General features: G+C 63.6%; 16 protein-coding genes and 2 pseudogenes. 5 read left to right on the top strand and 13 right to left on the bottom strand.

The window, feature by feature from the left end:
- Position 1: 1 nt before the first annotated feature.
- Positions 2-649: an isochorismatase family protein gene (locus tag QCE69_RS34695; protein ID WP_309921792.1), complete on the bottom strand. Its 648-nt coding sequence runs from the start codon at positions 647-649 to the stop codon at positions 2-4.
- A 260-nt stretch (positions 650-909) separates the two neighbouring features.
- Positions 910-4452, bottom strand: a complete 3543-nt coding sequence (locus QCE69_RS34690) for an ABC transporter ATP-binding protein (RefSeq protein ID WP_309921789.1) — start codon at positions 4450-4452, stop codon at positions 910-912.
- 106 nt (positions 4453-4558) lie between these two features.
- Here QCE69_RS34690 and QCE69_RS34685 point away from each other — a divergent pair, with 106 nt between their 5' ends.
- A complete protein-coding gene (locus tag QCE69_RS34685) occupies positions 4559-5518 on the top strand; it encodes a LysR family transcriptional regulator (protein WP_309921786.1) in 960 nt (319 codons plus the stop codon).
- On the opposite strand, the pseudogene QCE69_RS34680 reads toward QCE69_RS34685, so the two are convergent.
- Positions 5503-5735: pseudogene (locus QCE69_RS34680) on the bottom strand (cupin domain-containing protein); the annotation flags it as partial. The gene QCE69_RS34685 and the pseudogene QCE69_RS34680 overlap by 16 nt on opposite strands.
- Position 5736: 1 nt before the next feature.
- Here QCE69_RS34680 and QCE69_RS34675 point away from each other — a divergent pair.
- The 3 genes and pseudogenes from QCE69_RS34675 to QCE69_RS34665 form a co-directional block, all read left to right on the top strand.
- Positions 5737-5883 (top strand): annotated as a pseudogene (locus QCE69_RS34675) (LysR family transcriptional regulator); the annotation flags it as partial.
- A 431-nt stretch (positions 5884-6314) separates the two neighbouring features.
- Positions 6315-7298, top strand: coding sequence for a DUF1852 domain-containing protein (locus tag QCE69_RS34670; RefSeq protein WP_309935764.1), 984 nt, complete (start codon positions 6315-6317; stop codon positions 7296-7298).
- A 26-nt stretch (positions 7299-7324) separates the two neighbouring features.
- Positions 7325-8353: a methionine synthase gene (locus QCE69_RS34665; RefSeq protein WP_309935478.1), complete on the top strand. Its 1029-nt coding sequence runs from the start codon at positions 7325-7327 to the stop codon at positions 8351-8353.
- Positions 8354-8395: 42 nt separating this feature from the next.
- Here the strand turns inward: QCE69_RS34665 and QCE69_RS34660 are convergent, their stop codons facing one another.
- The 8 genes from QCE69_RS34660 to QCE69_RS34625 form a co-directional block, all read right to left on the bottom strand.
- Positions 8396-9229, bottom strand: a complete 834-nt coding sequence (locus QCE69_RS34660; protein ID WP_309935477.1) for a hypothetical protein — start codon at positions 9227-9229, stop codon at positions 8396-8398.
- Between the two features lie 52 nt (positions 9230-9281).
- Positions 9282-10379, bottom strand: a complete 1098-nt coding sequence (locus QCE69_RS34655; protein ID WP_309935476.1) for a redoxin domain-containing protein — start codon at positions 10377-10379, stop codon at positions 9282-9284.
- Between the two features lie 212 nt (positions 10380-10591).
- Positions 10592-12076: an FAD-dependent monooxygenase gene (locus QCE69_RS34650; RefSeq protein WP_309935475.1), complete on the bottom strand. Its 1485-nt coding sequence runs from the start codon at positions 12074-12076 to the stop codon at positions 10592-10594.
- 101 nt (positions 12077-12177) lie between these two features.
- The gene (locus tag QCE69_RS34645; protein WP_309921774.1) at positions 12178-13203 is read right to left on the bottom strand and encodes a fatty acid desaturase; all 1026 of its coding nucleotides are present in this window, start codon (positions 13201-13203) and stop codon (positions 12178-12180) included.
- A 176-nt stretch (positions 13204-13379) separates the two neighbouring features.
- Positions 13380-14711: an LLM class flavin-dependent oxidoreductase gene (locus QCE69_RS34640; protein ID WP_309935474.1), complete on the bottom strand. Its 1332-nt coding sequence runs from the start codon at positions 14709-14711 to the stop codon at positions 13380-13382.
- Between the two features lie 120 nt (positions 14712-14831).
- The gene (locus QCE69_RS34635; RefSeq protein WP_309935473.1) at positions 14832-15440 is read right to left on the bottom strand and encodes a cytochrome c; all 609 of its coding nucleotides are present in this window, start codon (positions 15438-15440) and stop codon (positions 14832-14834) included.
- Positions 15433-16749: a sulfite dehydrogenase gene (gene soxC, locus QCE69_RS34630; RefSeq protein ID WP_309935472.1), complete on the bottom strand. Its 1317-nt coding sequence runs from the start codon at positions 16747-16749 to the stop codon at positions 15433-15435. Before soxC ends, QCE69_RS34635 begins: the two co-directional genes overlap by 8 nt.
- Positions 16750-16912: 163 nt before the next feature.
- Complete coding sequence (locus QCE69_RS34625) at positions 16913-18271, bottom strand: LLM class flavin-dependent oxidoreductase (protein WP_309935471.1); 1359 nt, start codon at positions 18269-18271, stop codon at positions 16913-16915.
- Between the two features lie 226 nt (positions 18272-18497).
- Here QCE69_RS34625 and QCE69_RS34620 point away from each other — a divergent pair, with 226 nt between their 5' ends.
- The gene (locus QCE69_RS34620) at positions 18498-19325 is read left to right on the top strand and encodes a MetQ/NlpA family lipoprotein (RefSeq protein WP_309935470.1); all 828 of its coding nucleotides are present in this window, start codon (positions 18498-18500) and stop codon (positions 19323-19325) included.
- 47 nt (positions 19326-19372) lie between these two features.
- Here QCE69_RS34620 and QCE69_RS34615 read toward each other — a convergent pair whose 3' ends face one another.
- The gene (locus QCE69_RS34615) at positions 19373-20821 is read right to left on the bottom strand and encodes an aldehyde dehydrogenase family protein (protein ID WP_309935469.1); all 1449 of its coding nucleotides are present in this window, start codon (positions 20819-20821) and stop codon (positions 19373-19375) included.
- A gap of 18 nt (positions 20822-20839) precedes the next feature.
- Positions 20840-21931 carry a tartrate dehydrogenase gene (locus tag QCE69_RS34610; RefSeq protein ID WP_309921754.1) on the bottom strand — a complete coding sequence of 364 codons (1092 nt, stop codon included), beginning with the start codon at positions 21929-21931 and terminating at the stop codon, positions 20840-20842.
- Between the last annotated feature and the right edge of the window lie 85 nt (positions 21932-22016).

Below are 22016 nucleotides of genomic sequence, written 5' to 3'. Positions count from 1 at the left end.
ATCAGCTCATTCCCGCGATGACCTCGGCAGTGGGCGCCACCGCGTGGGCGAGAAACGCGTAGTTGATCATCGCGGCCTTGTAGCCATCTCCCCACACGGGATGACGCGGCCCCGCAGTCGCGTCGGCGACGACGCACACCTCGAAGCCCTGTTCGAGCAGATCCCGCAAGTGCGCCTCGACACACATGTTGGCGAGCATGCCGCCGAGGATCACCCGGCGCATGTTGCGTTTGCGCAGTTGCAATACGAGGTCGTTGGTTTGCGGCCCGAAGACCTTGTGGGGACTCACGACGACAGTACGCCCGTCATCGATGTAGGGTTTGAATTCGTCGAGCCAGTCCGCGCCGGATCCCTGGAAACCCGACAGGTTCAACGCACCTTCGCGTGAGAACGTGCCGGTGGCGAACTCGTCGGCTTCCAGCGGACCATTGAAGTTCCACGCACGATCGGTCGGATAGAAGTAATGCGGCGAGATGAAGACATTGAAGTCTGAAGCTTTTGCCGCTGCGAAGATCTTCAGCATGTTCTCAACGGTCTTGTTCTCTGTGACGCTTGCGCCTACCGCGCCCCAGTTCTTGCCAGAAGGACTCAGAACGTCGTTCTGCGGATCGATGAAGACCACCGCCGTATCGCTTCGATCGAAATTCATCGCAAGGCCTTTTGACATGAGTTGAAGGGGCCGCTCGGGCGCTCTCGCCGGAATTGTTCAGATCACGTCTTCGAAGGAAAAGGTTCGACGCTCCGGCTGAACAGGGAGCGGACCACCCGCCGCACGCTCGACCGGGAGCAGCGGATGCGTATTCAGTTATAGCAAAGATTCTGGGGCGCGTTGAGGTATGCGCCATGCGGTTTGCATGGCACATGTCATCGCCTTGCACAAACCCCAGGCGCGTCCTGTATGGCTCCCGTTCACAACGCCACCGCGCTTGCCTGATGCGCAATCAGCCGCGCATACGCCCCTTGCCGCGCAAGCAACTGATCGTGCGTTCCCGCTTCGATCACGCGGCCGTTCTCGATCACCAGAATGGCGTCCGCATTCCGGATGGTCGAAAGCCGGTGCGCGATGACAATGGACGTGCGCTGCACCATCAATTCCTCCAGCGCCGCGCGAATCTGCTGCTCGCTGATGGTGTCGAGGTGCGATGTCGCTTCATCGAGAATCAGGATCGGCGCATCTTTCAGGAAGGCACGCGCAATCGCAATACGCTGACGCTGGCCGCCGGACAACTGCACGCCGCGCTCGCCGACGCGCGTCGCCAGTCCTTCCGGCAAGCGCTCGATGAAATCGCCCAGCGCCGCACGCTGCACCGCGCGCCAGACATCCGCGTCCGATGCATCGTTGCCCGCCAGGCGAATATTGGCTTCGAGCGTGTCGTTGAACAGATACGTATCCTGCGCGACCAGCGCAATATGCTGGCGCAACGCATCGAGCCTGAGCGCGCGCAGGTCCGTCCCGCCCAGCGTGATGGCGCCCTGTTGCGGATCCCAGAAGCGCAACAGCAGATTCGCCACCGTCGATTTGCCCGCGCCCGACGCGCCAACGAGCGCGATCGTGCTGCCCGGCGCCACGTCGAAGCTCATGCCGTCGATGGCGGGCGCCGCGCGGCCCGGATACGTGAAGCGCGTGTTGTCGAAACGCACGGTGGCGTCGGCGGGCATGTCGAGATGGCCGTCGGTCACGGCCGCCGGCTCTTTCTCGATGGCGCGCAGGCGCCGTGTCGACGCGATGGTGTCCGCGAGTTGACGGGCCACCTGGCCGATCTCGCCGACCGGCATGAACGCGGCGACCGCCACGAGCACCAGCAACGGCAAGGTTTCGTGCGGAAACCAGCCGCGCAGACACAGCCAGCCGCCGAGCGCCGCGACCGCGAGCCCGCCGAGACCGCTCGCGGCCTCCAGCGCGGCGCTCTGCAGGGACAGATCGGCGAGCAGTCGGGCGCGCTTATGCCGATACGTATCGACGTCAGCGCCGAAGGCCGCGCGGCGTTGCCCGAGCGCCTCGAATGCAGTCAGTTCCGCGAGCCCCTGGATCGTCTCCGTCAGATGCGCGCCGAGCTGCCCGAGCGCTTCGCGAGCCTCGGTGCCGAGCGAATCGATATCGCGCCGCGCCAGCACCGGCGCCAGTCCCGCCCACAGCAGGAACGGCAGCAGGATCACGGCGAGCGGCCACGCGACGGCCGCAAGCAGCGCCAGGACGCCGAGCGGCACCAGCACGGCGACGAACGCAGGCGCGAGCGTGTGCGCGTAAAAATACTCGATGGTCTCCACATCCTGCGTCGCGAGCGCGACCAGATCGCCGGAGCGGCGGCGCAGCAGCCCGGCGGGCGCGAGCCGTTCGAGCCACCCATAGAGTGCGATGCGCATTTCAGCGAGCAGCCGGTACGCCATATCGTGCGCGAACCACGATTCCAGCCAGTGCAAGACCGCGGCGAGCGGCGCGAGAATCGCGAGCGCGACGAGCATCGCATGGAATGGCTGCCCGGCCGACACTTCCGCCACCACCAGCGCGCCCACGATACCCACGCCGATGAAGGCCAACACCCGGCCGACTCCGCACAGCACGGTCAGCGCGACCTTCGGTTTCCACGGCGCGACGAAACGCAGCAGGGTTTGCAGGGTTTCGGGCCAGCCGATCTTCGCGGCATCTTCGTCGAGCGGGCGAACCGGCAGTCCGGATGCGGCACGGGCGGCGGTCTTCGCGGGGGCCGCCACGACCCCTGCTTCGCCCGCCGCTTCCATCTGCGGCTGCATCAGCCGGCGATACGGCCCGTCCTGCCGGATCAGCGTGGCGTGCGTCCCCGCTTCGGCGACGCGGCCATGGTCGAGCACGAGAATCCGGTCCGCGCCGATCACGCTGGAGAGCCGGTGCGCGAGAATCAGGGTCGTGCGTCCGCGCGTGAGCCGGTCGAGCGCCTGCTGGATCAGCGCTTCGTTTTCCGCATCCACCGATGACAGCGCCTCGTCGAGCACGAGGATCGGCGCGTCGCGCAGGAGCGCGCGGGCGATCGCGATACGCTGGCGCTGTCCGCCCGACAGCATCAGTCCACGCTCGCCGATCCGGGTCGCGTAACCCGCCGGCAACGCGGAGATGAAGTCGTGGGCGTTCGCGGCGCGCGCGGCCTCGAACATGTCGGCATCGCTGGCATCGGGACGGCCGAGACGGAGATTGTCGGCGATGGTGCCGTCGAACAGCGTCGCATCCTGTGCGACGACCGCGATCATCGAGCGCACTTGCCCGGCGTCGAGCGAGCGCACGTCGTGACCGCCGATGCGGATCGCACCATGCGCCGCATCGTGCTGCCGCAACAGCAGGCGCACGACCGTCGACTTGCCCGCGCCGCTCGGGCCGACGATCGCCACTTTCTCGCCCTCGCCGATCGTGAACGTCAGCCCCGTGTGGGCATCCACGCGGCGCCCCGGATAAGAGAACGTCACGCCGTCGAACGCGATCTCGGGCTTCAGACCGTCGATACGCGGCGCAGTGGCGACAGGGGATTGCACCCCACGCGCATCGAGCAAGGCGTGAATGGCATTCGCCGCCGACTGACCGATCATCCCCTGATGCAGCACGCCGCGCAGATCGCGCAGCGGCCGGAAGATCTCGCTGCCCGCCATCAGCACGATGAGCAGCGCTTCCAGGCTCATCGCGCCGTGTTGCACGCGCCAGGCGCCGAGACCGATGGCCGCCGCCGCGCCGAGGCCGATGCCCAGGTCCGTGAACAGCCGCGTCAGCAGCCCCAGCGCGAGCACCCAGAAGGTGCTGTCGGACAGCGCCCGGGCCTTGTTCGCGAGTTTCTCGCCGAACGCGCCGCTCTGGCCGAACGCCTTGAGCGTCGGCAGGCCTTGCACGGCATCGAGGAACTCTTCGCCGAATGCCTTGAAGGCGCCGGCACGCGCGAGCGCCGCCCGCTTGTCGGCGCGGTGAATGAGTTGCGGCAAGGCAAGCGTGACGAGCGCTGCGACCAGCAGCACGGATGCCGTCGGCACGTCCCACCACGCCAGCACCGCGAAGATCATCACCGGCGCGCAGGCCGCGATTGCGAGTTGCGGCAGATAGGCGCCGAAGAAGGTCTGCAACTGCTCTACGCCGTCGACGACCGCAAGCATCACGCCGCCCGTGCGTTCCGCGCCGAACCAGGCCGGCCCGAGCGCCGCGATCTGGTCGAACAGCCGCTCACGCAGCCGCGCCTGAAGCTGGCCGGCCGTGCGCTGCGCGAGCGCCGCGCGGCAGTGTTCCAGCCACGCGCGCAGCAGCACGCAGAGCGCGGCCGCGCTGACCGCGAGCGCCAGGCTGCGCAGCGGCGCGCCCGCGAACACCAGCGCGAGCACGCGCCCGAGAAACACGAAGCGCAGGATGCCCACGCCCATCGCGAGCAAGCCCAGCCCGATGGCCGCCGCGACCCGCCAGCGCAAACCCGCCATCATGGCCCACAGCCGCGCATCGAAATACATTGCTCTCTCTCCCCTGTCCGACAGCGTGGCGACACGTTACGCGCGGCGCGAGCCGCCGGCAAAAGATCATTTCTCATGGGGGTGTTGAATAACTTACACTACCCCCATGACCCGTCTTCCTCCGCTCAACACCCTGCGCGCTTTCGAAGCAGCCGTCCGGCTCGGGGGCTTCGCACGCGCGGCGGCGGAGCTGAACGTCTCGACCAGCGCGGTCAGTCATCAGATTCGCGCGCTGGAGGAAGCACTGGGCGCGCGGCTGCTGGAACGCAGCACCGGTCTGGGCGGCATCCGTGTCACGCCTGCGGGCGCGCGGCTCTTGCCTGCCGCCAGCAGCGCGCTCGCGCTCATCGGCGACGCCTGCAACGACATTCGCGGCGCAGCGCGGCAACTCACTGTGTCGGCGAACGCGCCGTTCTCCTCGATGTGGCTTGCGCGGCGGCTCGCCCAGTTCTCGTCGATGCATCCGCATTTCCCGATCAACGCGGTCGTGCTCGATGGCGAACCGGAGTTCGTGCGCACCGGCGTGGATCTCGCCATCGTCCACGTGCATGAAGGCAATCTGAAACCAGACGACGACGTGCTGCTGCGCGAGACGGTATTCCCGGTGTGCAGTCCCGAGATGTATCCGTTCGCGTCGAAGTCGGTGTGCCGCAGCCGCTTGCTGCAGGAGATGCACGAGGCAAGCCCGGAGATCGAGTGGCGCAACTGGACCTCCGCGTTCACCCTGCCGGCCGATTTCGAGTCGAAGATCGTCCGCTACAGCAGCTTCAGCCAGGTGATCGGCGCGGCGCTGGGCGGTGCGGGCATAGCGCTGGGCCGTGTTCCGCTGATCGATCCCGAACTGCGCAGCGGCCGGCTCGTACCGCTTCTGCACGGCGGCGCGAAGCTGGCGTCATGGCGCTTCGTGGTGCGCCGGAACCCGCACGAGCCGCATCCGCTTCTGGAGCCGCTGATTCGTTTTCTGCATGCGGAGGCGGCCTCTCCCGGCACCGAGGAAGTCGTAATGGCGACTCCTGCACGGGCGGATGATGTCCGGTCGATGCATGTGGCTCAGGAAGGGTTGTGAGTTCGGGGATCGCACTGCCCTGATGGTCCAACGAGATATTGCTCGTCCGTCACCGGTTCTAACCACTCGACATTTTTCCCGTCGAGCGCCTCCTGAATGGCGATGTGCGTAACCGACGTGGTCAACGACGCACCGTGCCAATGCTTGTGCCCCGGAGGACACCAGATCACGTCGCCCGCGCGCATCTCCACAATGGACCGCCTTCACATTGCGTCCAGCGCCTCGAAGAGATCGAGAGTGAACTTGCCGCAGTGATCGAAACGCGCGACAAGCCCGCCGGGACCATTCGCATCACCGCCACCGACCATGCAATCGATACGATTCTCTGGCCGCGCATCGCTCGCGTGCTGCCGGACTATCCCGACGCTCACGGCTGCATCGTTCACTGCAAGCCGGTTCAGCGGGTGGATGTGATTGAGTCCGTTACGTGCGCGCGGGCCGAGCAGACCTCGGCCTGTCGCATTGAGATGTGCGGGCACCCGATCGCCGGTCGCCAGCACGCACTTCTGGATGGTCGGGACGCCCACGCTCTCGATGAGCCTGATCGTTGCAGAAAGCTCGCGCGCCCGTACCAGCCTACCGGGCTGCTGCTCCAGCTTCTCGACCGCGTGACGAATCCACCACGCCCCAATCCATGAACAAATTTGATGCTTGCATGAAATAAATCCATTTTTATTCATGCGTCTGAAACTATATCATCGCTGCCAGTCAGTTCCCTTCTGAAGAGATGCGCGAAGCATTGAACCAGCAACGGACAGATGCGGGTTTCAAATCAGAAATCAGGGTGCAGGTCACGATGAGTAAAGAGATCAAATTTGCCATAAACAGCATCCGCTTCGATGAAGACTATCATCCTGCGGACAATACGCGAATCACGACCAATTTTGCCAACCTGGCGAGAGGAACGAGTCGCCAGGATAACTTGCGCAATACGTTCACGATGATCGACAATTGTTTCAATGCACTGGCGCATTGGGACAATCCTGAAGGTGATCGGTATTCCGTCAAGCTGGATATCATTTCCGTGGAGATGGACCTTGGCGGTGAAAGCAGGTCGAATGCGCTGCCTTTGATCGAAATACTGAAAACGAGCATTCTCGACCGGAAGACCCATAAGATCATCGAAGGCATCGCGGGCAATAATTTTTCGTCTTATGTGCGGGATTATGACTTCAGCGTGGTATTGCTGGAACATAACAAGAGCCGGACTGGCTTCAGCACGCCCGACAATTTCGGCGACCTGCATGGGAACCTGTTCAAGAGTTTCATCAATTCACGCGCTTACAAGGAGCACTTCGCCAAGCCGCCCGTGATATGCCTCAGTGTTTCGAGCAGCAAGACCTATCGGCGGACTGCGAACCGGCACCCTGTACTGGGCGTCGAATACCAGCAGGATGCCTACTCCCTGACAGACGAATATTTCGAAAAAATGGGCTTGAAGGTTCGCTATTTCATGCCCGAGAACAGCGTTGCGCCTCTGGCCTTCTACTTCACTGGCGATCTGCTTTCTGATTACACCAACCTCGAACTGATCAGCACCATCAGCACGATGGATAGCTTCCAGAAGATCTATCGGCCCGAGATCTACAACGCGAATTCTCCGGCAGGAAAATCCTATCAGCCCAGCTTGAAACACCAGGATTTTTCCTTGACTCGAATTGTCTACGATCGGGAAGAACGCAGCCGGCTGGCTATCGAGCAGGGACGGTTTGTTGAAGAGCAATTCATCAAACCTTACCAGGCCGTCCTCGAGCAGTGGTCCGCTGACTACGCTCTTTGAATAACAACAACGCAAGATCGTCTACCGTGAAAAAACTGCTACCCACCTCCACTGCCGGCAGCTTGCCCAAACCCTCCTGGCTTGCAGAACCCGAGAAACTCTGGTCACCCTGGAAATTGCAGGAACAAGGCTTGATTGAAGGCAAACAGGATGCCTTGCGTTTGTCGTTGCAGGAACAGCAACATGCGGGCATCGATATCGTCAGTGATGGCGAGCAAACGCGCCAGCATTTCGTGACCACGTTTATCGAGCACCTCAGCGGCGTCGATTTCGAAAATCGCAAGACCGTCCGCATTCGTGATCGCTATGATGCCAGCGTGCCGACGGTCGTTGATGCAGTCGCCCGGCAAAAGCCGGTTTTCGTTGACGATGCCAGGTTCCTGCGCCAGCAGACCACGCAGCCCATCAAATGGGCGTTGCCAGGCCCGATGACCATGATCGATACGCTTTACGACGATCATTACAAGAGTCGCGAAAAGCTCGCCTGGGAGTTCGCCAAGATACTGAACGAGGAAGCCAAAGAGTTGGAGGCCGCCGGCGTCGACATCATCCAGTTCGACGAGCCCGCCTTCAATGTGTTCTTCGATGAGGTGAATGAATGGGGCGTCGCCACGCTGGAGCGGGCGATCGAAGGTCTCAAGTGCGAGACCGCCGTGCATATTTGCTATGGCTATGGCATCAAGGCCAATACGGACTGGAAGAAGACACTGGGATCGGAGTGGCGGCAATACGAGGAAGCCTTCCCGAAGCTGCAGAAGTCCAGTATCGACATGGTTTCGCTGGAATGTCACAACTCGCACGTTCCCATGGAGCTGATCGAGCTCATTCGGGGGAAGAAGGTGATGGTGGGCGCCATCGATGTGGCAAGCGATACCATCGAAACCGCCGAAGAAGTCGCCAGCACGTTGCGCAAGGCGCTGCAGTTCGTGGATGCCGACAAGCTCTATCCGTGCACTAACTGCGGCATGGCGCCATTGTCGCGTGCCATCGCGAGAGGCAAGCTGAGTGCCTTGAGTGCGGGCGCGGAAATCGTTCGAAAAGAACTCACGAACTAAGCAAAGGCCACAGCACGAAAAGCACCCTTCGCAAGGCTGCCGCTATGGAAGACACATGTTGAAGTGCGCAGGTGCGCGGTTCAACACGAAGGCGCCAATTTCGTACGAGCCTGCAGGTGCGCCTTCGTAGATGATCGTACCGTTGTCCCCGCTGGCGCCGGCGCTCGTGCAATTCTCGAAGAAGGAGACCTGGCACGGGTAGGGGCCGAAGATCTGGTGGCCTACCTTGGCCGCCTGGCCTGAAGCGCCGCTCGCAATCGGACAGGAACACACGATCTGGTCCTGTCCGAGCCGGCCGAGGCCCGGGAACGATTGGCCTCGTGTGCTCGCGAAACAGATGCCGCCATCGCATGAGGCATAGGCGCCGGACTTTGACGATGGAGGGCAGAAGTAGAGCGCTCGGGTTCCGGAGGGCCCTACGCTTGCCGGGGGAACGCTGAACGTGCTCACGACGAAACCTTTGCTGGAACCCTCGGCATTCACATTGCAAACGTCCCCGCCGGAATAGGACAAGCGGCGGCTCACGCTGTCGCCATACAACACGTTGCAGCGGCAATAGGCCACGCTGTTGTACACGAAGCATTGGACACCCGCGCATAACGCGTACTCCTGGTTGCGGCAGATCGCAAGCCCATTGTTCGCCAAAGCAGCCGCGATGTTATCGGCGGCGCCGGCAGTGAGCGAGGCGCTGGAAGCAGCGGCGGCAGTACTGCTTGCAGCCCGGCTTCTCGACCCGAGCGAAGTCAGGAACGCCCCAAACAAGCCACCGCCTATCAGTTGCAAGGTTCTGCGCCGGGCCGGCTTGCGCGCCACGGCCTTGGTCCAGGCATCGAATCGATGGTCCGTTGCATTTGAATTGGCGGGGCGGGTTTTCATGGCGGCGTCCTGGAATCGGTAGGCATTGCGTTCCGAGAATTCAATCGCTCAATCACAAAAGACTTTCAGCGCGGTTTGAAAGCGCGCTCTGGCTGTCTGCCAGGGCCAATATGGCATCGGATCCTTCCGCGACATCTGATTCGAGTACTCCACGCTCATCGATGAGATAGCCCACCGGCGTAGCGAAGGTCGCGTACTGGAGCGAGACCTCCCAGTTTCTCTGCAGCACCACCAGGAACGTCAATCCCAGCTTGGCCACCTTCTGGCGGTTGGTTTCTGCGTCCTGCCGGCTCACCATGAGCACCAGCACGTCTTTTTGCTCCCGATGCACGCGTTCCAGATGCGGCGCCAGACGCTCGCATGGGCCACAAGCCGGGTCGGTGAAGACCAGCAACACGCGCCTGCCCCGGAAATCCTCAAGGGCTCGCTCCTCTCCATCGAGGCTCGGCAAGCGGAAATTCGGCGCAGGCGTTCCGGCTTTGAGGCCGCTGCGGTTGAGCCGGCTTTTCTCCAGGGGCTTGTTTCCCCGAGCGGCCGGATGCCCGCTGTCCGGCTCCTCAACGGCTTGAGGGGTCGCTAACGCCAGCAAGGCTGCCGCGCCCATGGCCAATTCGCTGGCGACGCTTCCCGCCTCGTCGATCAGGTAGCCCACCGGCGTACCGTGCGCGCGATACTGCGCGGCCACTTCCATTTGTTCTTGCAGCAGCACCGGGCCTTCGAAGCCGTGGGTCCGGAAGATCTGACGGTTGACCTCGGCTTCTCCTGTGGTTATCACCAGCGGCATTGGCTTGCTGCCTTCGCCCTCACGCGCGAAGGCACTCAGCTCCGGCATCATGCTCGTGCAGAAACTGCAGGCCGGATTGAAGAAGATGAGCAGGACAGGACGGCCTCGAAACGCCGAGAGCCGGTGAAGCGTTCCGGAAAGATCAGGCAATTCGAAATCCGGAGCGATGGAGCCCGGCGAGAGGCCGTTCAGTGCAGCCGATGCGGGACCGGGCGGCTCAGCGAGTCCGCCCTGAAAGCCCTTCTCGAGCGCTTCCAGGCTCAGCAAGATTCGTCCGTGTTGACGCAGCAGCTGATAGCCAAACCAGCAGCCAAAGACGATGAGTAACCAGGGCAAGACTGCAGCGAAGACCAGGAGTGTCGTCATGGGAAACTCATTCGAGGCTTCGGCTACAAGAACCGGCTTGGATGAGATGGTAATAGTCCCACGAGGCGACGTCTGTCAAGCCTTATCGGCCGTCTTTGAAGTCCACTCACAAGCGTCTTGCCCCACAACTATTCGAATTGAATCGCGGTTCGCTATCGCCGGATTGGTCGAAGGAATTTTTTGTCCATCCTGACCGGTCGATGCCCTGAATACTAGGAAGCGCGCATTCGAGATGATCCTTCGATTCGACGAAGATAAGCCGCAATCTCGCCAGTGTCCTGAGACGAGCACGCCAGATAACCATCCGGGCGCACGAGCGAGATCGTATCGGCGTGCAGCGGCGGCTTGATAGTTGCGTCGAGCAGGCCAGGAAATGTGTTCACGAGACTTTCGACCTGACTGCTTTCCATTCCACACAGAACGAACACAGGCCGTGACCCCGAGCCAGCCGCAGCCTGCCCTTCGACTGGCGCCACTCTCTGTCCAGACTTCAGACTGCCATGATGCGGGCCATTGAGCGGACTATCGGCGTAGTGAATGTCGACCTCCGACATCGTTTCGGCAACGCCGCTGGAAAAGTGCGTCAGTCCCAACGCAAAATGCGCGGCGAGATTGCGCAACTGCTGTGCCACCGGATTACGAATCGTGGCGACGGCGGTCAGCCGTTCAGCCGCCTTGAGTACCGTATCTCCCACTGAACTCCGTTCGGGACTATAGCTGTCGAGCAGGGATTCGTCGGCATCACCTCTTATGACCAGGGCAAGCTTCCAGCCGAGATTCATGGCATCCTGCATGCCCGTGTTCATGCCCTGTCCGCCTGCAGGACTGTGAATATGAGCAGCGTCTCCGGCAAGGAACGTGCGCCTCTTTCGATAGCTTGCGACTTTGCGGCCGTTTATCCGGAAACCGGACAGCCAGATCGCGCCGTTCAAGCGGGTTCCGGCGGGGCCACGCTGATCCACGAGATGCTGCACCTGATCGAGCGTCGGTGTCGGCGGAGTGGCTCCTTCAGTGGCTGGCAGATCGCCGATGATTCTGTAACGCCCTGGCTGGATCGGGAAGATAAGCAGGACGCCGTCCTTATGCCAATGAATGGAAGCGTCAGTGTCCGGCCGAGGGTAGCCGCTCATGTGTACGTCTGCGAGGAACCAGTCGCTCAACAGCGTCTCCCCCGCGAAAGGAACGCTCATGGCATGGCGTACTGTGCTGTGCGCACCATCGCACCCGATCATCCAGTCAACGCGCACGGTTTCCTTTCGACCATCACCATGGACCAGCACCGTGTCCGCTCCTGAATCGTCAGGCGCGATCATCGTCGCCTCGACGTCGCGCTCGACGCGGACTCCCTGCTTGACCAGCCGCTCCTCCAGCAGTCGCTCCGTCTCTGACTGTGGCAGCGCCAGCGCGTAGTTGTGCAAGCTCGGAATCGAATCCATGGCGACTCGACCCACGACTCGATCGCTCGCAATGAATGTCACGCCCTCGAGTTTGAAGCCGGCATCGACGAACGGCGCCGCGCCGCCAACGCCCCGGTCAAGCAGCTCCAGCGTCCTGCTCCAGAGCACCATGGCCTTGGATTTGTCGGTTCGGCGCGGCGCCTTGTCAACGATACGAACAGGAATGCCGTAGCGATCCAGTTCGGATGCCAGCGTCATCCCCACGGGGCCGGCGCCAACAATGAGCACAGGAATCTTCATACACGTATCGTCCCAGGCAAAGTAATCGAGGTGAGACTCTCAGGGTAGGCCAATGCTATGGCAGAAGCCAGACAGCAACCAAGCAGTAAGCAATAGTATCCTCACGCAACCACCTGCTCATCCTCAACGCGTTTTTCCGCAGCAGGTCCTTGAATCGCACAACAGTCCCCCGCACTCGCGAACCCCGGGTGCACAGGCGCATCAGTCTCGTTCCACGCATAGCGTTTCAGCAACTCCCAATACCCGCCATGGATCACGAACGCGCCGTTTCTCGCAGCGTAAGCATTGCGGCGCATCCGGTACACGCGCGGCAGGTGATACCACGGCAAATGCGGAAGATCGTGATGCACGAGATGATAGTTGTTGTTCAGATAGAGCAGCCGCATGACCCATCCCGCTTCGTTGATGGCGATGCGGTGTTTCGGCTCCGGGTCCGCACGGTGCTCATAGAGCGACCGGATCATGGCCAGGGAAAGCGCAGGCCATGTCACGACCAGCAGGTAATACCACCATGCGATGCCTTCGAACCGTTGCAGCCAGAAGAGCAGCGCCGCCACGACGACGGCATGCACCGCCCAGACCCGTGCGTAACGCCATTCGCCGTGGCGCCAGTCATCGAACGTTGCCTTCAGCATCGAGAAGACACTGAGCGGCGGCCCGACCAGAAGCCGGCCGATAAAAGTCTTCCGTGCCCGCCACAAATCGCGTTGCAGCGGCGACGCCGCGCCCCATTGTTCGCGCAGCACGTAATTGCTTTCCGGATCGAGACCGGGCGCGGTCAGCCGGGCATCGCGATGATGCGCAAGATGCGTGTCGCGATAGATCCGGTAGGGATACCAGACCGACAAGGGAACACTGCCGAGCAACTGGTTGATGCGTACGGAGCGCGTCGGATGTCCATGCAGCAGTTCATGCTGGAGCGACATATGCCACGCACAAAGCAGGATCAGCAACGGCGTGCCCACGACCAGCGGCAAGCGCCCTGCGTGCACCGCGAGAACGACCGCGAGCCAGCCGCCGTGGATGACCGCGATCAGAATCCAGGTCGGCCACTCCGTGCGTTCGGTAAAGGTCCTGCTCAGCGCGGCCACTTCCTTGACTTGCGTCTTGTCAATATAGGCGGTCATTTCGCTCGTCCGCAATGCTTTGATCACGGGACGTAATCTAGGCCGCGACAATGAGCGAAGAGTTACGACAGGATTTGCCGCGCCGGGACGACGTAATTCACCCCTAAGTGGCGCGGATCACACTCCTCTCATACGGCGGGCTGGCCGCCGTGAGTGTCTCGCAGGACGCGAAGAACTTACTCGCGCTCGAAGAAGCGGTTGCCCGGCCTCGGCAAGCCGAGATGCTCTCGCAACGTCGTGCCTTCGTAGACGCGTCGGAAGAGGCCGCGCCGTTGCAACTCGGGCACCACCTTCCCGACGAAATCATCGAGCCCTTCGGGCAGGAACGGGAACATCACATTGAATCCGTCGCTGCCCTCCTCGACGAGCCATTGCTCCATCTCGTCGGCGATCTCTTGCGCAGTTCCCACCATCTGCAAGCCGGAATAGCCGCCGACACGCTGCGCCAGTTGCCGGACGGTAAGTCCTTCCGTGCGCGCCATCTCGATCACGCGTTCACGCGCGCTCTTGCTCGCGTTGGTCTCGGGAATGTCGGGCAGCGGGCCATCGGGATCGAAGGGCGAGACATCGTGGCCTAGCGCAATCGACAATGAAGCGAAGCCGCTGTCGTCGTGCACGAAGGTGTCGAGCAAGGCGCGCTTCTCCTGCGCTTCGTCGCGCGAATCGCCCACGACGACGAACGCGCCGGGCAATATCTTCAGATGCTCGCGCGCGCGGCCGGCGCGTTCCATGCGGCCTTTGACATCGGCATAGAAGCGCCTGGCCGCTGCGAGATTCGGCTGCGCGGTAAACACCGCATCCGCCGTTTCGGCGGCAAGCTGCCTGCCCGCCTCCGACGACCCCGCCTGCACCACCACCGGCCAGCCCTGCACCGGCCGCGCGATGTTCAACGGCCCGCGCACCGACAGATACGGCCCCTTGTGGTCGAGCACGTGCAGCTTGTCCGGATCGAAGAAGAGGCCGCTGGCGGTGTCGCGCACGAAGGCGTCATCGGCCCAGCTGTCCCACAGACCCGTCACGACATCGTAGAACTCGCGCGCGCGTCGGTAGCGCTCGTCGTGCTCCATGTGGTCTTCGCGGCCGAAGTTTCGTGCGGCATCCGGATTCGACGTGGTGACGAGGTTCCACCCCGCGCGCCCCTCGCTCAGATGATCCAGCGACGCAAAACGCCGTGCAATGTGATACGGCTCGTCGAAGGTGGTCGACGCCGTCGCCACCAGCCCGATGCGTTCCGTCACCGAGGCGAGCGCGGACAGCAACGTGAAGGGCTCGAACGATGTCGCGGTGTGGCTGCGCTTGAGCGCATTCACGGACATGTTGAGCACCGCGAGATGATCGGCCATGAAGAACGCATCGAAGCAGGCTTGCTCGAGCTTCTGGACGAACTGCTTCAGATGCCGGAAGTTGAAGTTGGCATCGGGGTACGCGCCGGGATAGCGCCACGCGCCGGTGTGCAGGCTGACCGGACGCATGAACGCGCCGAGATGAAGTTGGCGGGAGTGTGGCATCGCGTGGATGAATGAAGGAGTGAGGTATCGCGCCAAGTTACTTCAAGTCGCGGAAACACGCTCGATCGCACCGGGCTTCATGAACCATCGGCGTTCAGGCGCAAGCCGCCGGCATCCTGATCAAAGCCGTCCCGGCCGCGGGTCCGTAACGAATCCATCCCGATTCGGCATGCGGATGGCAGCCAGCGAATGGGCATCGAGGCGAGCATCGTCGGGAACGATGCCGTTCTGGTTCAGGATCCACGCGCTCAGCGCATACACCTCGTCCGCGCTCAACGACTGCGGCGCGTTATACGGCATCGCGCGGCGGATGTAGTCGAAGAGGGTCGTCGCGTACGGCCAGTAGCTGCCGACCGTGCGCACCGGCTTCGCACTCGCGAGCGTGCCGCGGCCACCGACCAGCTGGTCGCCAAGCACGCCCTCGCCCTTCGCACCATGGCACGCGGCGCACTTCGTCGCGAAGATCCGGGCGCCGGTCGCCACGTCGCCGCTGCCCGCAGGCAGGCCGTGGCCGTCGGGTGCGACGTCGATGTTCCACGCGGCGATGTCCGCGGCGCTCACCGGGGTGCCGATGGCGTCGATGGCGGCGCGCGGCGTCGCATCAGCCGCCGTGCCATGCGAAGCACGTCCGTCTCGCGACGGACCTGAGCAGGCGGCCAGACAGAGCGCAGTCAGGCCCACCATCATCGGGCGCAAGGAACGCCGGTTTCGAGCGATGTCGCTATGCATTTTTCACGCTGCCATCGGCGCCGATGCGCCATTGCTGGATGCCGTTGTAGTGGTAGTTCGAGTTCAACCCGCGCGCGGCGACCAGCGCCTCGCGGGTGGGCTGGACATACCCGGTCGAATCCGTCGCCCGCGAAAGTATCGCGGCCGGCTCGCCGTTCCACACCCAGCCGAAATGAAAGCGGGTGAGCGCACGATCGCGCACCGGGCCATCGAGCCGCGCCGCTTGCCAGGATCGCCCGCCATCGACGGACACGTCGACCCCGCGGATAGCGCCGCGTCCCGACCACGCCAGTCCTGTGATCGGGTAATAGCCGTGAGTCGTCAGCGCGTGCCCGGGCGATGGCCGTGTGATGACGGATTTCGCGTCCATCTCGAACACGAACTGACGCGCGCGGCCATCGGCCAGCAGGTTCGTGTATTTCGACGTCTCCTCGCGCGTTTCGAGCGGCGCATCGACGAGCTTCAGCCTGCGCAGCCACTTGACGTGCGTGTTGCCTTCGAAGCCCGGGATCAGAAGCCGCAGCGGATAGCCGTTCTCCGGCCGCAGGCGTTCGCCGTTTTGCGCGTACACGACCAGCGCATGATCGAGCACGCGGTCGAGCGGCAGGCTGCGCGTCATGGCCGCAGCATCCGAGCCTTCCGCGAGAATCCAGCGCGGTTCCTGACCATCGTTCGTCACGAGGCCGCCGGCGGCCTCGATCAACGTCGAAAGCCGGACGCCGGTCCACTCGCAGCACGACAGAAGACCATGCGTGAGCTGCACGGGCAAGCCGCTCGGCCCTTTCCATTCGCTCGCGGTGTTGCCCGAACATTCGAGAAAGTGCACGCGTGATTCGGAAGGCAGGCGCAGCACGTCGTCCATCGTGAACAGCTTCGGCTCACGCACGAGACCATGGATCACGAGCCGGTGCTGATCCGGATCGATATCCGGTACGCCGGCATGATGGCGCTCATAGACGAGTCCGTTCGGCGTGATCGCGCCATGCAGATCGGCCAGCGGCGTCAGCGACGAAGCCGCGCCCGGCACCGGCCATGCACGCGCCGCGCGGCGCACGACGCCTGATTCGTGCGGCGACGGCTGGCCATACGGATGGTCGAGAATCGGAGCGCCGGGTACGCGCGTCCAGGGCTCGACGCCGAGCGGCTGCAAGAGTGTGGAAGCGGCCTTCGCGCGCGGCGTCACGACTGCCGACAGCGCGAGACCGCCCAGCAGCCGTCGTCGCGGCGAAGCGGGCGATTGCGGGTTGGCCTTCGCGGAGTCGCGCGACCGGTTTGCGGAGAACGATGAGAAACGCGGGATTTTCGGCATGCTCGATCAGTCAGATGTCCGGTCATGCGTCGCTTTTTCACGAGGCACGATCGGGATTGCAACTATGCTGACGACGGCGATTGCGCAGGGGTCCTGGCGCCGCAAGAGACGCGTCGAAATGCGTCGCACGATGTGCCATGACCGCCTGGAAACGCTCGCCGATTCAGCGGAAGCTCGCGCCCACATGCGGCGCTTGCAGACAAGGGCCCTCGCCTAGCAGCTTCTCGCGCAGCGTGCCTTCGGCATAGGCGGTCTTGTAAGCCCCGCGCCGCTGAAGCTCGGGCACGAGATACTCGACGACATCGTGGAAGGTGCGCGGCGACTCCACCCACGCGAGATTGAACCCATCGATTCCGGTGTCTTCCATCAGCGACTGCAATTCATCGGCGACTTGCGCGGCGTCGCCGACCACCACGGCGCCTCTTCCGCCGATGCTCACGAACTCCACGGCATCGCGCACGGTCCATTCGCGTTCCGGATCGAGCTTGCTGAAGGAAGCAAGCGCCGACTGGCCGGCGTCCGTATCGACATAGCTCAGGGTGTCGTCCGGCCGGTAGCGCGACAGGTCGATCCCCGTCCAGCCCGAAAGCAACGCGATCGCCCCGTCATAGCTCGCCCGTTGCCGGTACGCTTCGTAGCGTTCCTGCGCCCGCTCGGCGGTCTCGTCGACGATCACGGTCAGCATCGCGAAAAGCTGCGCGCTGTGGGGCGCGCGTCCTGCCTGTTCCAGCGCCGCACGCATCGCGCGGGCCGAAGTGCGCAGGCCATTGCGCGTCGGCGCCCCGAGAAAGATGCACTCGGCGTGGCGTGCGGCAAAGCGCGTGCCGCGCGCCGAGCCACCGGCCTGGAACAGCAAGGGCGTGCGTTGCGGCGACGGTTCGCACTGGAAGATCCCTTCGCTCTCGAAGTAACGGCCCTTGTGCGCGATCGGGCGCACCCGTTCGGGATCGGCATACACACCGCGTTGCCGGTCGCGCCTGAGCGCGCCCTCCTGCCAGCTTCCTTCCCAAAGCTGATAGCAAACCTCCAGGAACTCGTCGGCGCGATCGTAGCGCTCATCGTGGGCGCGCAGTTCCGTCTGACCGAGACTGCGCGCGCCGCTTTGCAGGTAAGACGTCACGACGTTCCAGGCCACCCTGCCGCGAGTCAGATGATCGAGCGTCGTTAAGCGCCGCGCGAGCAGATAGGGCGTCTCGTAAGCGACGGACACCGTGACGCCGAAGCCGAGATGTCGCGTTGCGTGCGCCATCAGCGGAATCAGTGGAACGGGATCGTTCATCGGCACTTGCGCGGCGGTACGGAGCGCCGCCGCGGGGCTGGCGCCGAACACGTCGTAGATGCCGGTGACGTCGCCGAGGAACAGACCGTCGAACAGGCCCTGCTCGAGCACCTTCGCGAGATCGACCCAGTAGTCCGTGTCGAGATAGCCGACCGAGCGGTCGTCGGGCGCCGTCCACTGACCGGGCGCGAGATGCCCGACGCAATTCATCATGAAGGCATTCAGGCGGATGTGGCGAGGCATGGCGGAGCGGATGGCTTGACGTGACAACCTGCGATTCTAGAGTTCGCCACGCGCGCTCTTAAACGCGCATTTGTCACACGCTTTTCAGCGCGCACATGGAAAGGAAAGCACGAGCGCCGATATAGCCCGCCGCGCGTGATGCGCGATATCCATAGCGCTCGAAGTTATTTGCGACCCCCTGCGCGCCGCACTAGGATCACGTCTTTTCCACTGACTACGCTCCGCCATGAAGATCACCCCGCCGATGAAGTCCGCCTTGCTCCCGATTCTCCTTGCCTGGGGTGTGGCCTGCATACAGCCGGTGCAGGCAGCGGGCCAGACCGTTCGAGTCGGCATCATGTCGGGCGAGGACGAAGACGTCTGGCGCACGGTCGCGGCCAATGCGGCGAAGCAAGGCATCACGGTGAAGATCACGACCTTTGCCGACTACACCCAGCCCAACGAGGCGCTCGCCCAGCACGACCTCGACGCCAATTCATTCCAGCACAAGCCGTATCTCGATGCGCAGATCCAGGCGCGCCACTACGACATCGTGCCGGTCGGATTCACCTATGTGCAGCCGATCGGACTCTATTCGCGCAAGGTGAAATCGGTGGCGGAGCTGCCGCAGAACGCAGCCATCGGCGTGCCGAACGACCCGAGCAATGAAGGCCGCGCGCTGTTGCTGTTGCAGGCCAATGGCGTCATCAAGCTGCGTGACAAAGTCGGCCTGCTGCCGACCGCACGCGATATCGCCAGCAATCCGAAGCACGTGCAGATCAAGGAGCTCGACGCAGGCATCGTCGGACGCGCCATCGGCGACCTCGATGCCGCCGTGGTCAACACGGACTGGGCCATCAAGGCCGGCATCAGGATTCCGCAGGAACGTATTGCGCAGGAGAGCGTGCCGGGCAATCCGTATCGCAATTTCATTGCCGTGAACGCGAAGGATGCGAAGGCGCCGTGGGTGAAAACGGTGGTGGACAGCTATCAGCAAGCCGATGTCGCCTCGACCATTCTGAAGGTCTATCACGGCGCCACGCTGCCTGCGTGGGAGGGCGCGCCGCAGAAGTGAGGCTGCGAGGGCGCGCGGTCGACCTCGCGCTAAAGGTTACGCGCTCTTCACCCGTGCCTGATCGCCACCGTTTTCAGGTTGGTGAACCCGAACAGCGCCTCGAAGCCCTTCTCGCGCCCATGCCCGCTCGATTTCACGCCGCCGAACGGCAATTCCACGCCGCCGCCTGCGCCATAGTTGTTGATGAACACCTGTCCCGCCTGCAGCTTCCGCGCGAGACGCAGGCCACGTGAGGCGTCCTGCGTCCATACGCCCGCGACCAGACCGTATTCGGTGCCATTGGCCAGCCGCACGGCATCGGCTTCGGTATCGAAAGGCATGGCGGCGAGCACCGGGCCGAAGACTTCTTCCTGTGCGAGACGGCTGTCCGGCGGGACGTCGCGGAACAACACCGCCGGCTGATAGAAGCCGTCATGCGATGCCTCCGCCGCAATCCTGCCGCGCGCGGCGACGCGAATCCCCTCGGCCTCCGCGGCCTCGACGAAGGCACGCACACGCGCATGCTGCTTCGCGTTGACGAGCGGCCCCATGTCGAGGTCCATCGAGGGCGGACCGGCGCGCATCGCGGAGAAGCGTTCGCTCAGTCGTTCGATCACTTGCTCATAAACGCCGCGCTGAACCAGCAGACGGCTCCCCGCCGAACAGGTCTGCCCCGCGTTCTGCACGATCGCGTTCAGAATGACGGGCAGTGCCGCATCGAGATCGGCGTCGTCGAAGACGAGTTGCGGCGACTTGCCGCCGAGCTCCAGCACGACCGGACAATGACGCGCCGCCGCCGCTTGTGCAACGAGCGCGCCGGTCACCGTCGAACCGGTGAACGAGATATGGCGGATCCCCGGATGCGCCGATAACGCCGCCCCCGCTTCGCTGCCGAGCCCCGTCACCACGTTGACCGCACCCGCCGGCAGTCCGGCCTCGGCGGCGATTTCGGCGAGACGCAGGATCGACAGGCTCGCGTCCTCGGCGGGCTTGACCACGCAGGCATTGCCCGCCGCCAGCGAGGCGCCCACGCTGCGCCCGAAAATCTGCATCGGGTAATTCCACGGAATGATGTGGCCCGTCACGCCGATCGGCTCGCGCACCGTCAGCACCGTGAAGCCGGTGGTGTACGGCAGGGTTTCGCCGTGCAGCTTGTCGACGCAACCCGCGTAGTAACGCAGATAGCGCACCAGCACGGCGGCGTCGCTGCGCGCGGTCTTGAGCGCCTTGCCGGTGTCGCGCGCTTCGAGCTGCGCGAGTTCATCGGCGTGCCGGGCGACGGCGTCCGCATAGGCGAACAGCAGGTCGCTGCGTTCGACCGGCGACAGCCGCGACCACGGGCCGTCGAGCGCGTCGCCCATGGCGTTTTGCGCAGCGGCGACCGCGCGTTCGATGTCGTGCGCATCGCCGCGTGCGATGGCGGCGAATGCTTCACCCGTGCTCGGATCGATCACGTCGAGCGTTGCGCCGGTTTCCGGCATGACGGGTGTGTTGCCGATGTAGTGCCGATATTCCATGACCTGGCTCCAGTTCGCTCAAGCCTTGCCGACCGCTTCCGCGACGGCGCTGCCCAGTTGCACGGTGGTCGAAGCGCCGCCCATGTCGGGCGTGCGCGGACCGGCTTCGAGAACGCTTTCGATGGCGCTGACGATGGCCTGCGCCGCCTGTTCATGACGCGCGTCGCCGCGGCCGAGGTGTTGCAGCATCAGCGCGGCCGACCAGATCTGCCCGATCGGATTGGCGATGCCGCGCCCCGCGATATCCGGCGCGGAACCATGCACCGGCTCGAACAGCGAAGGAAAGCGCCGCTCGGGGTTCAGGTTCGCGGACGGCGCGATGCCGATGGTGCCCGTACACGCCGGCCCGAGATCCGAAAGAATGTCGCCGAACAGGTTGGAAGCCACGACCACGTCGAAACGATCGGGATGCTGCACGAAGTGCGCGCACAGAATGTCGATGTGAAACTTGTTGGTCTTGATATCCGGATAGCGCTTCGACGCTTCCGCCAGGCGTTCGTCCCAGTACGGCATGGTGATCGAGATGCCGTTCGACTTGGTGGCTGCCGTGAGCTGCTTGCGCGGCCGGGTGCGCGCGAGTTCGAACGCATAGTTGAGGATGCGGTCCACGCCGGTGCGCGTGAACACGGATTCCTGCACCGCGAATTCGCGTTCGGTGCCGGGAAACATGCGTCCGCCGACGGACGAATACTCGCCTTCGGTGTTCTCGCGCACGACCAGGAAGTCGATGTCGCCGGGTTTGCGGCCCGCGAGGGGCGCGGGGATGCCGGGCATCAGCCGCACGGGGCGCAGGTTCACGTATTGATCGAATTCACGACGGATCTTGATGACCGATTCCCACACCGCGGTATGGTCGGGTACGACATCGGGCGTGCCTACCGCGCCGAAGAAAATCGCGTCGTGCCGGCCGACCTGCTTGTCCCAGTCGGCGGGCATCATCGTGCCGTGGCGCAGGTAGTGTTCGGTGCACCAGTCGCCGAACTCTTCGAACTTGAGCGCGATGTCGAAGCGGTCCGCCGCCGCGCGCAGCACGCGCAATCCTTCGGGCATCACCTCCTTGCCGATCCCGTCGCCCGCGATGACCGCTATGTTGTGTACGGCGTTCGCCATCTTTCCTGTCTCCTGTCGATCGTGTCCGGTGTCCGCCAATCTACCGAAGGGCCGCCAACGGCGGAAGTGCGAATGCCGGAACGGG

Origin of the sequence: Caballeronia sp. LZ032 (assembly GCF_031451315.1) — a bacterium.
Taxonomy (GTDB): Bacteria; Pseudomonadota; Gammaproteobacteria; order Burkholderiales; family Burkholderiaceae; genus Caballeronia.
This window is presented reverse-complemented; position numbering and strand designations above follow the sequence as displayed.

Excerpts from the sequence above, each read along its gene's own strand:
- QCE69_RS34695 (WP_309921792.1), bottom strand. The coding sequence starts at position 649 with ATGAATTTCGATCGAAGCGATACGGCGGTGGTCTTCATCGATCCGCAG.
- QCE69_RS34690 (WP_309921789.1), bottom strand. The coding sequence starts at position 4,452 with ATGTATTTCGATGCGCGGCTGTGGGCCATGATGGCGGGTTTGCGCTGG.
- QCE69_RS34685 (WP_309921786.1), top strand. The coding sequence starts at position 4,559 with ATGACCCGTCTTCCTCCGCTCAACACCCTGCGCGCTTTCGAAGCAGCC.
- QCE69_RS34670 (WP_309935764.1), top strand. The coding sequence starts at position 6,315 with ATGAGTAAAGAGATCAAATTTGCCATAAACAGCATCCGCTTCGATGAA.
- QCE69_RS34660 (WP_309935477.1), bottom strand. The coding sequence starts at position 9,229 with ATGAAAACCCGCCCCGCCAATTCAAATGCAACGGACCATCGATTCGAT.
- QCE69_RS34655 (WP_309935476.1), bottom strand. The coding sequence starts at position 10,379 with ATGACGACACTCCTGGTCTTCGCTGCAGTCTTGCCCTGGTTACTCATC.
- QCE69_RS34650 (WP_309935475.1), bottom strand. The coding sequence starts at position 12,076 with ATGAAGATTCCTGTGCTCATTGTTGGCGCCGGCCCCGTGGGGATGACG.
- QCE69_RS34645 (WP_309921774.1), bottom strand. The coding sequence starts at position 13,203 with ATGACCGCCTATATTGACAAGACGCAAGTCAAGGAAGTGGCCGCGCTG.
- QCE69_RS34640 (WP_309935474.1), bottom strand. The coding sequence starts at position 14,711 with ATGCCACACTCCCGCCAACTTCATCTCGGCGCGTTCATGCGTCCGGTC.
- QCE69_RS34635 (WP_309935473.1), bottom strand. The coding sequence starts at position 15,440 with ATGCATAGCGACATCGCTCGAAACCGGCGTTCCTTGCGCCCGATGATG.
- soxC (WP_309935472.1), bottom strand. The coding sequence starts at position 16,749 with ATGCCGAAAATCCCGCGTTTCTCATCGTTCTCCGCAAACCGGTCGCGC.
- QCE69_RS34625 (WP_309935471.1), bottom strand. The coding sequence starts at position 18,271 with ATGCCTCGCCACATCCGCCTGAATGCCTTCATGATGAATTGCGTCGGG.
- QCE69_RS34620 (WP_309935470.1), top strand. The coding sequence starts at position 18,498 with ATGAAGATCACCCCGCCGATGAAGTCCGCCTTGCTCCCGATTCTCCTT.
- QCE69_RS34615 (WP_309935469.1), bottom strand. The coding sequence starts at position 20,821 with ATGGAATATCGGCACTACATCGGCAACACACCCGTCATGCCGGAAACC.
- QCE69_RS34610 (WP_309921754.1), bottom strand. The coding sequence starts at position 21,931 with ATGGCGAACGCCGTACACAACATAGCGGTCATCGCGGGCGACGGGATC.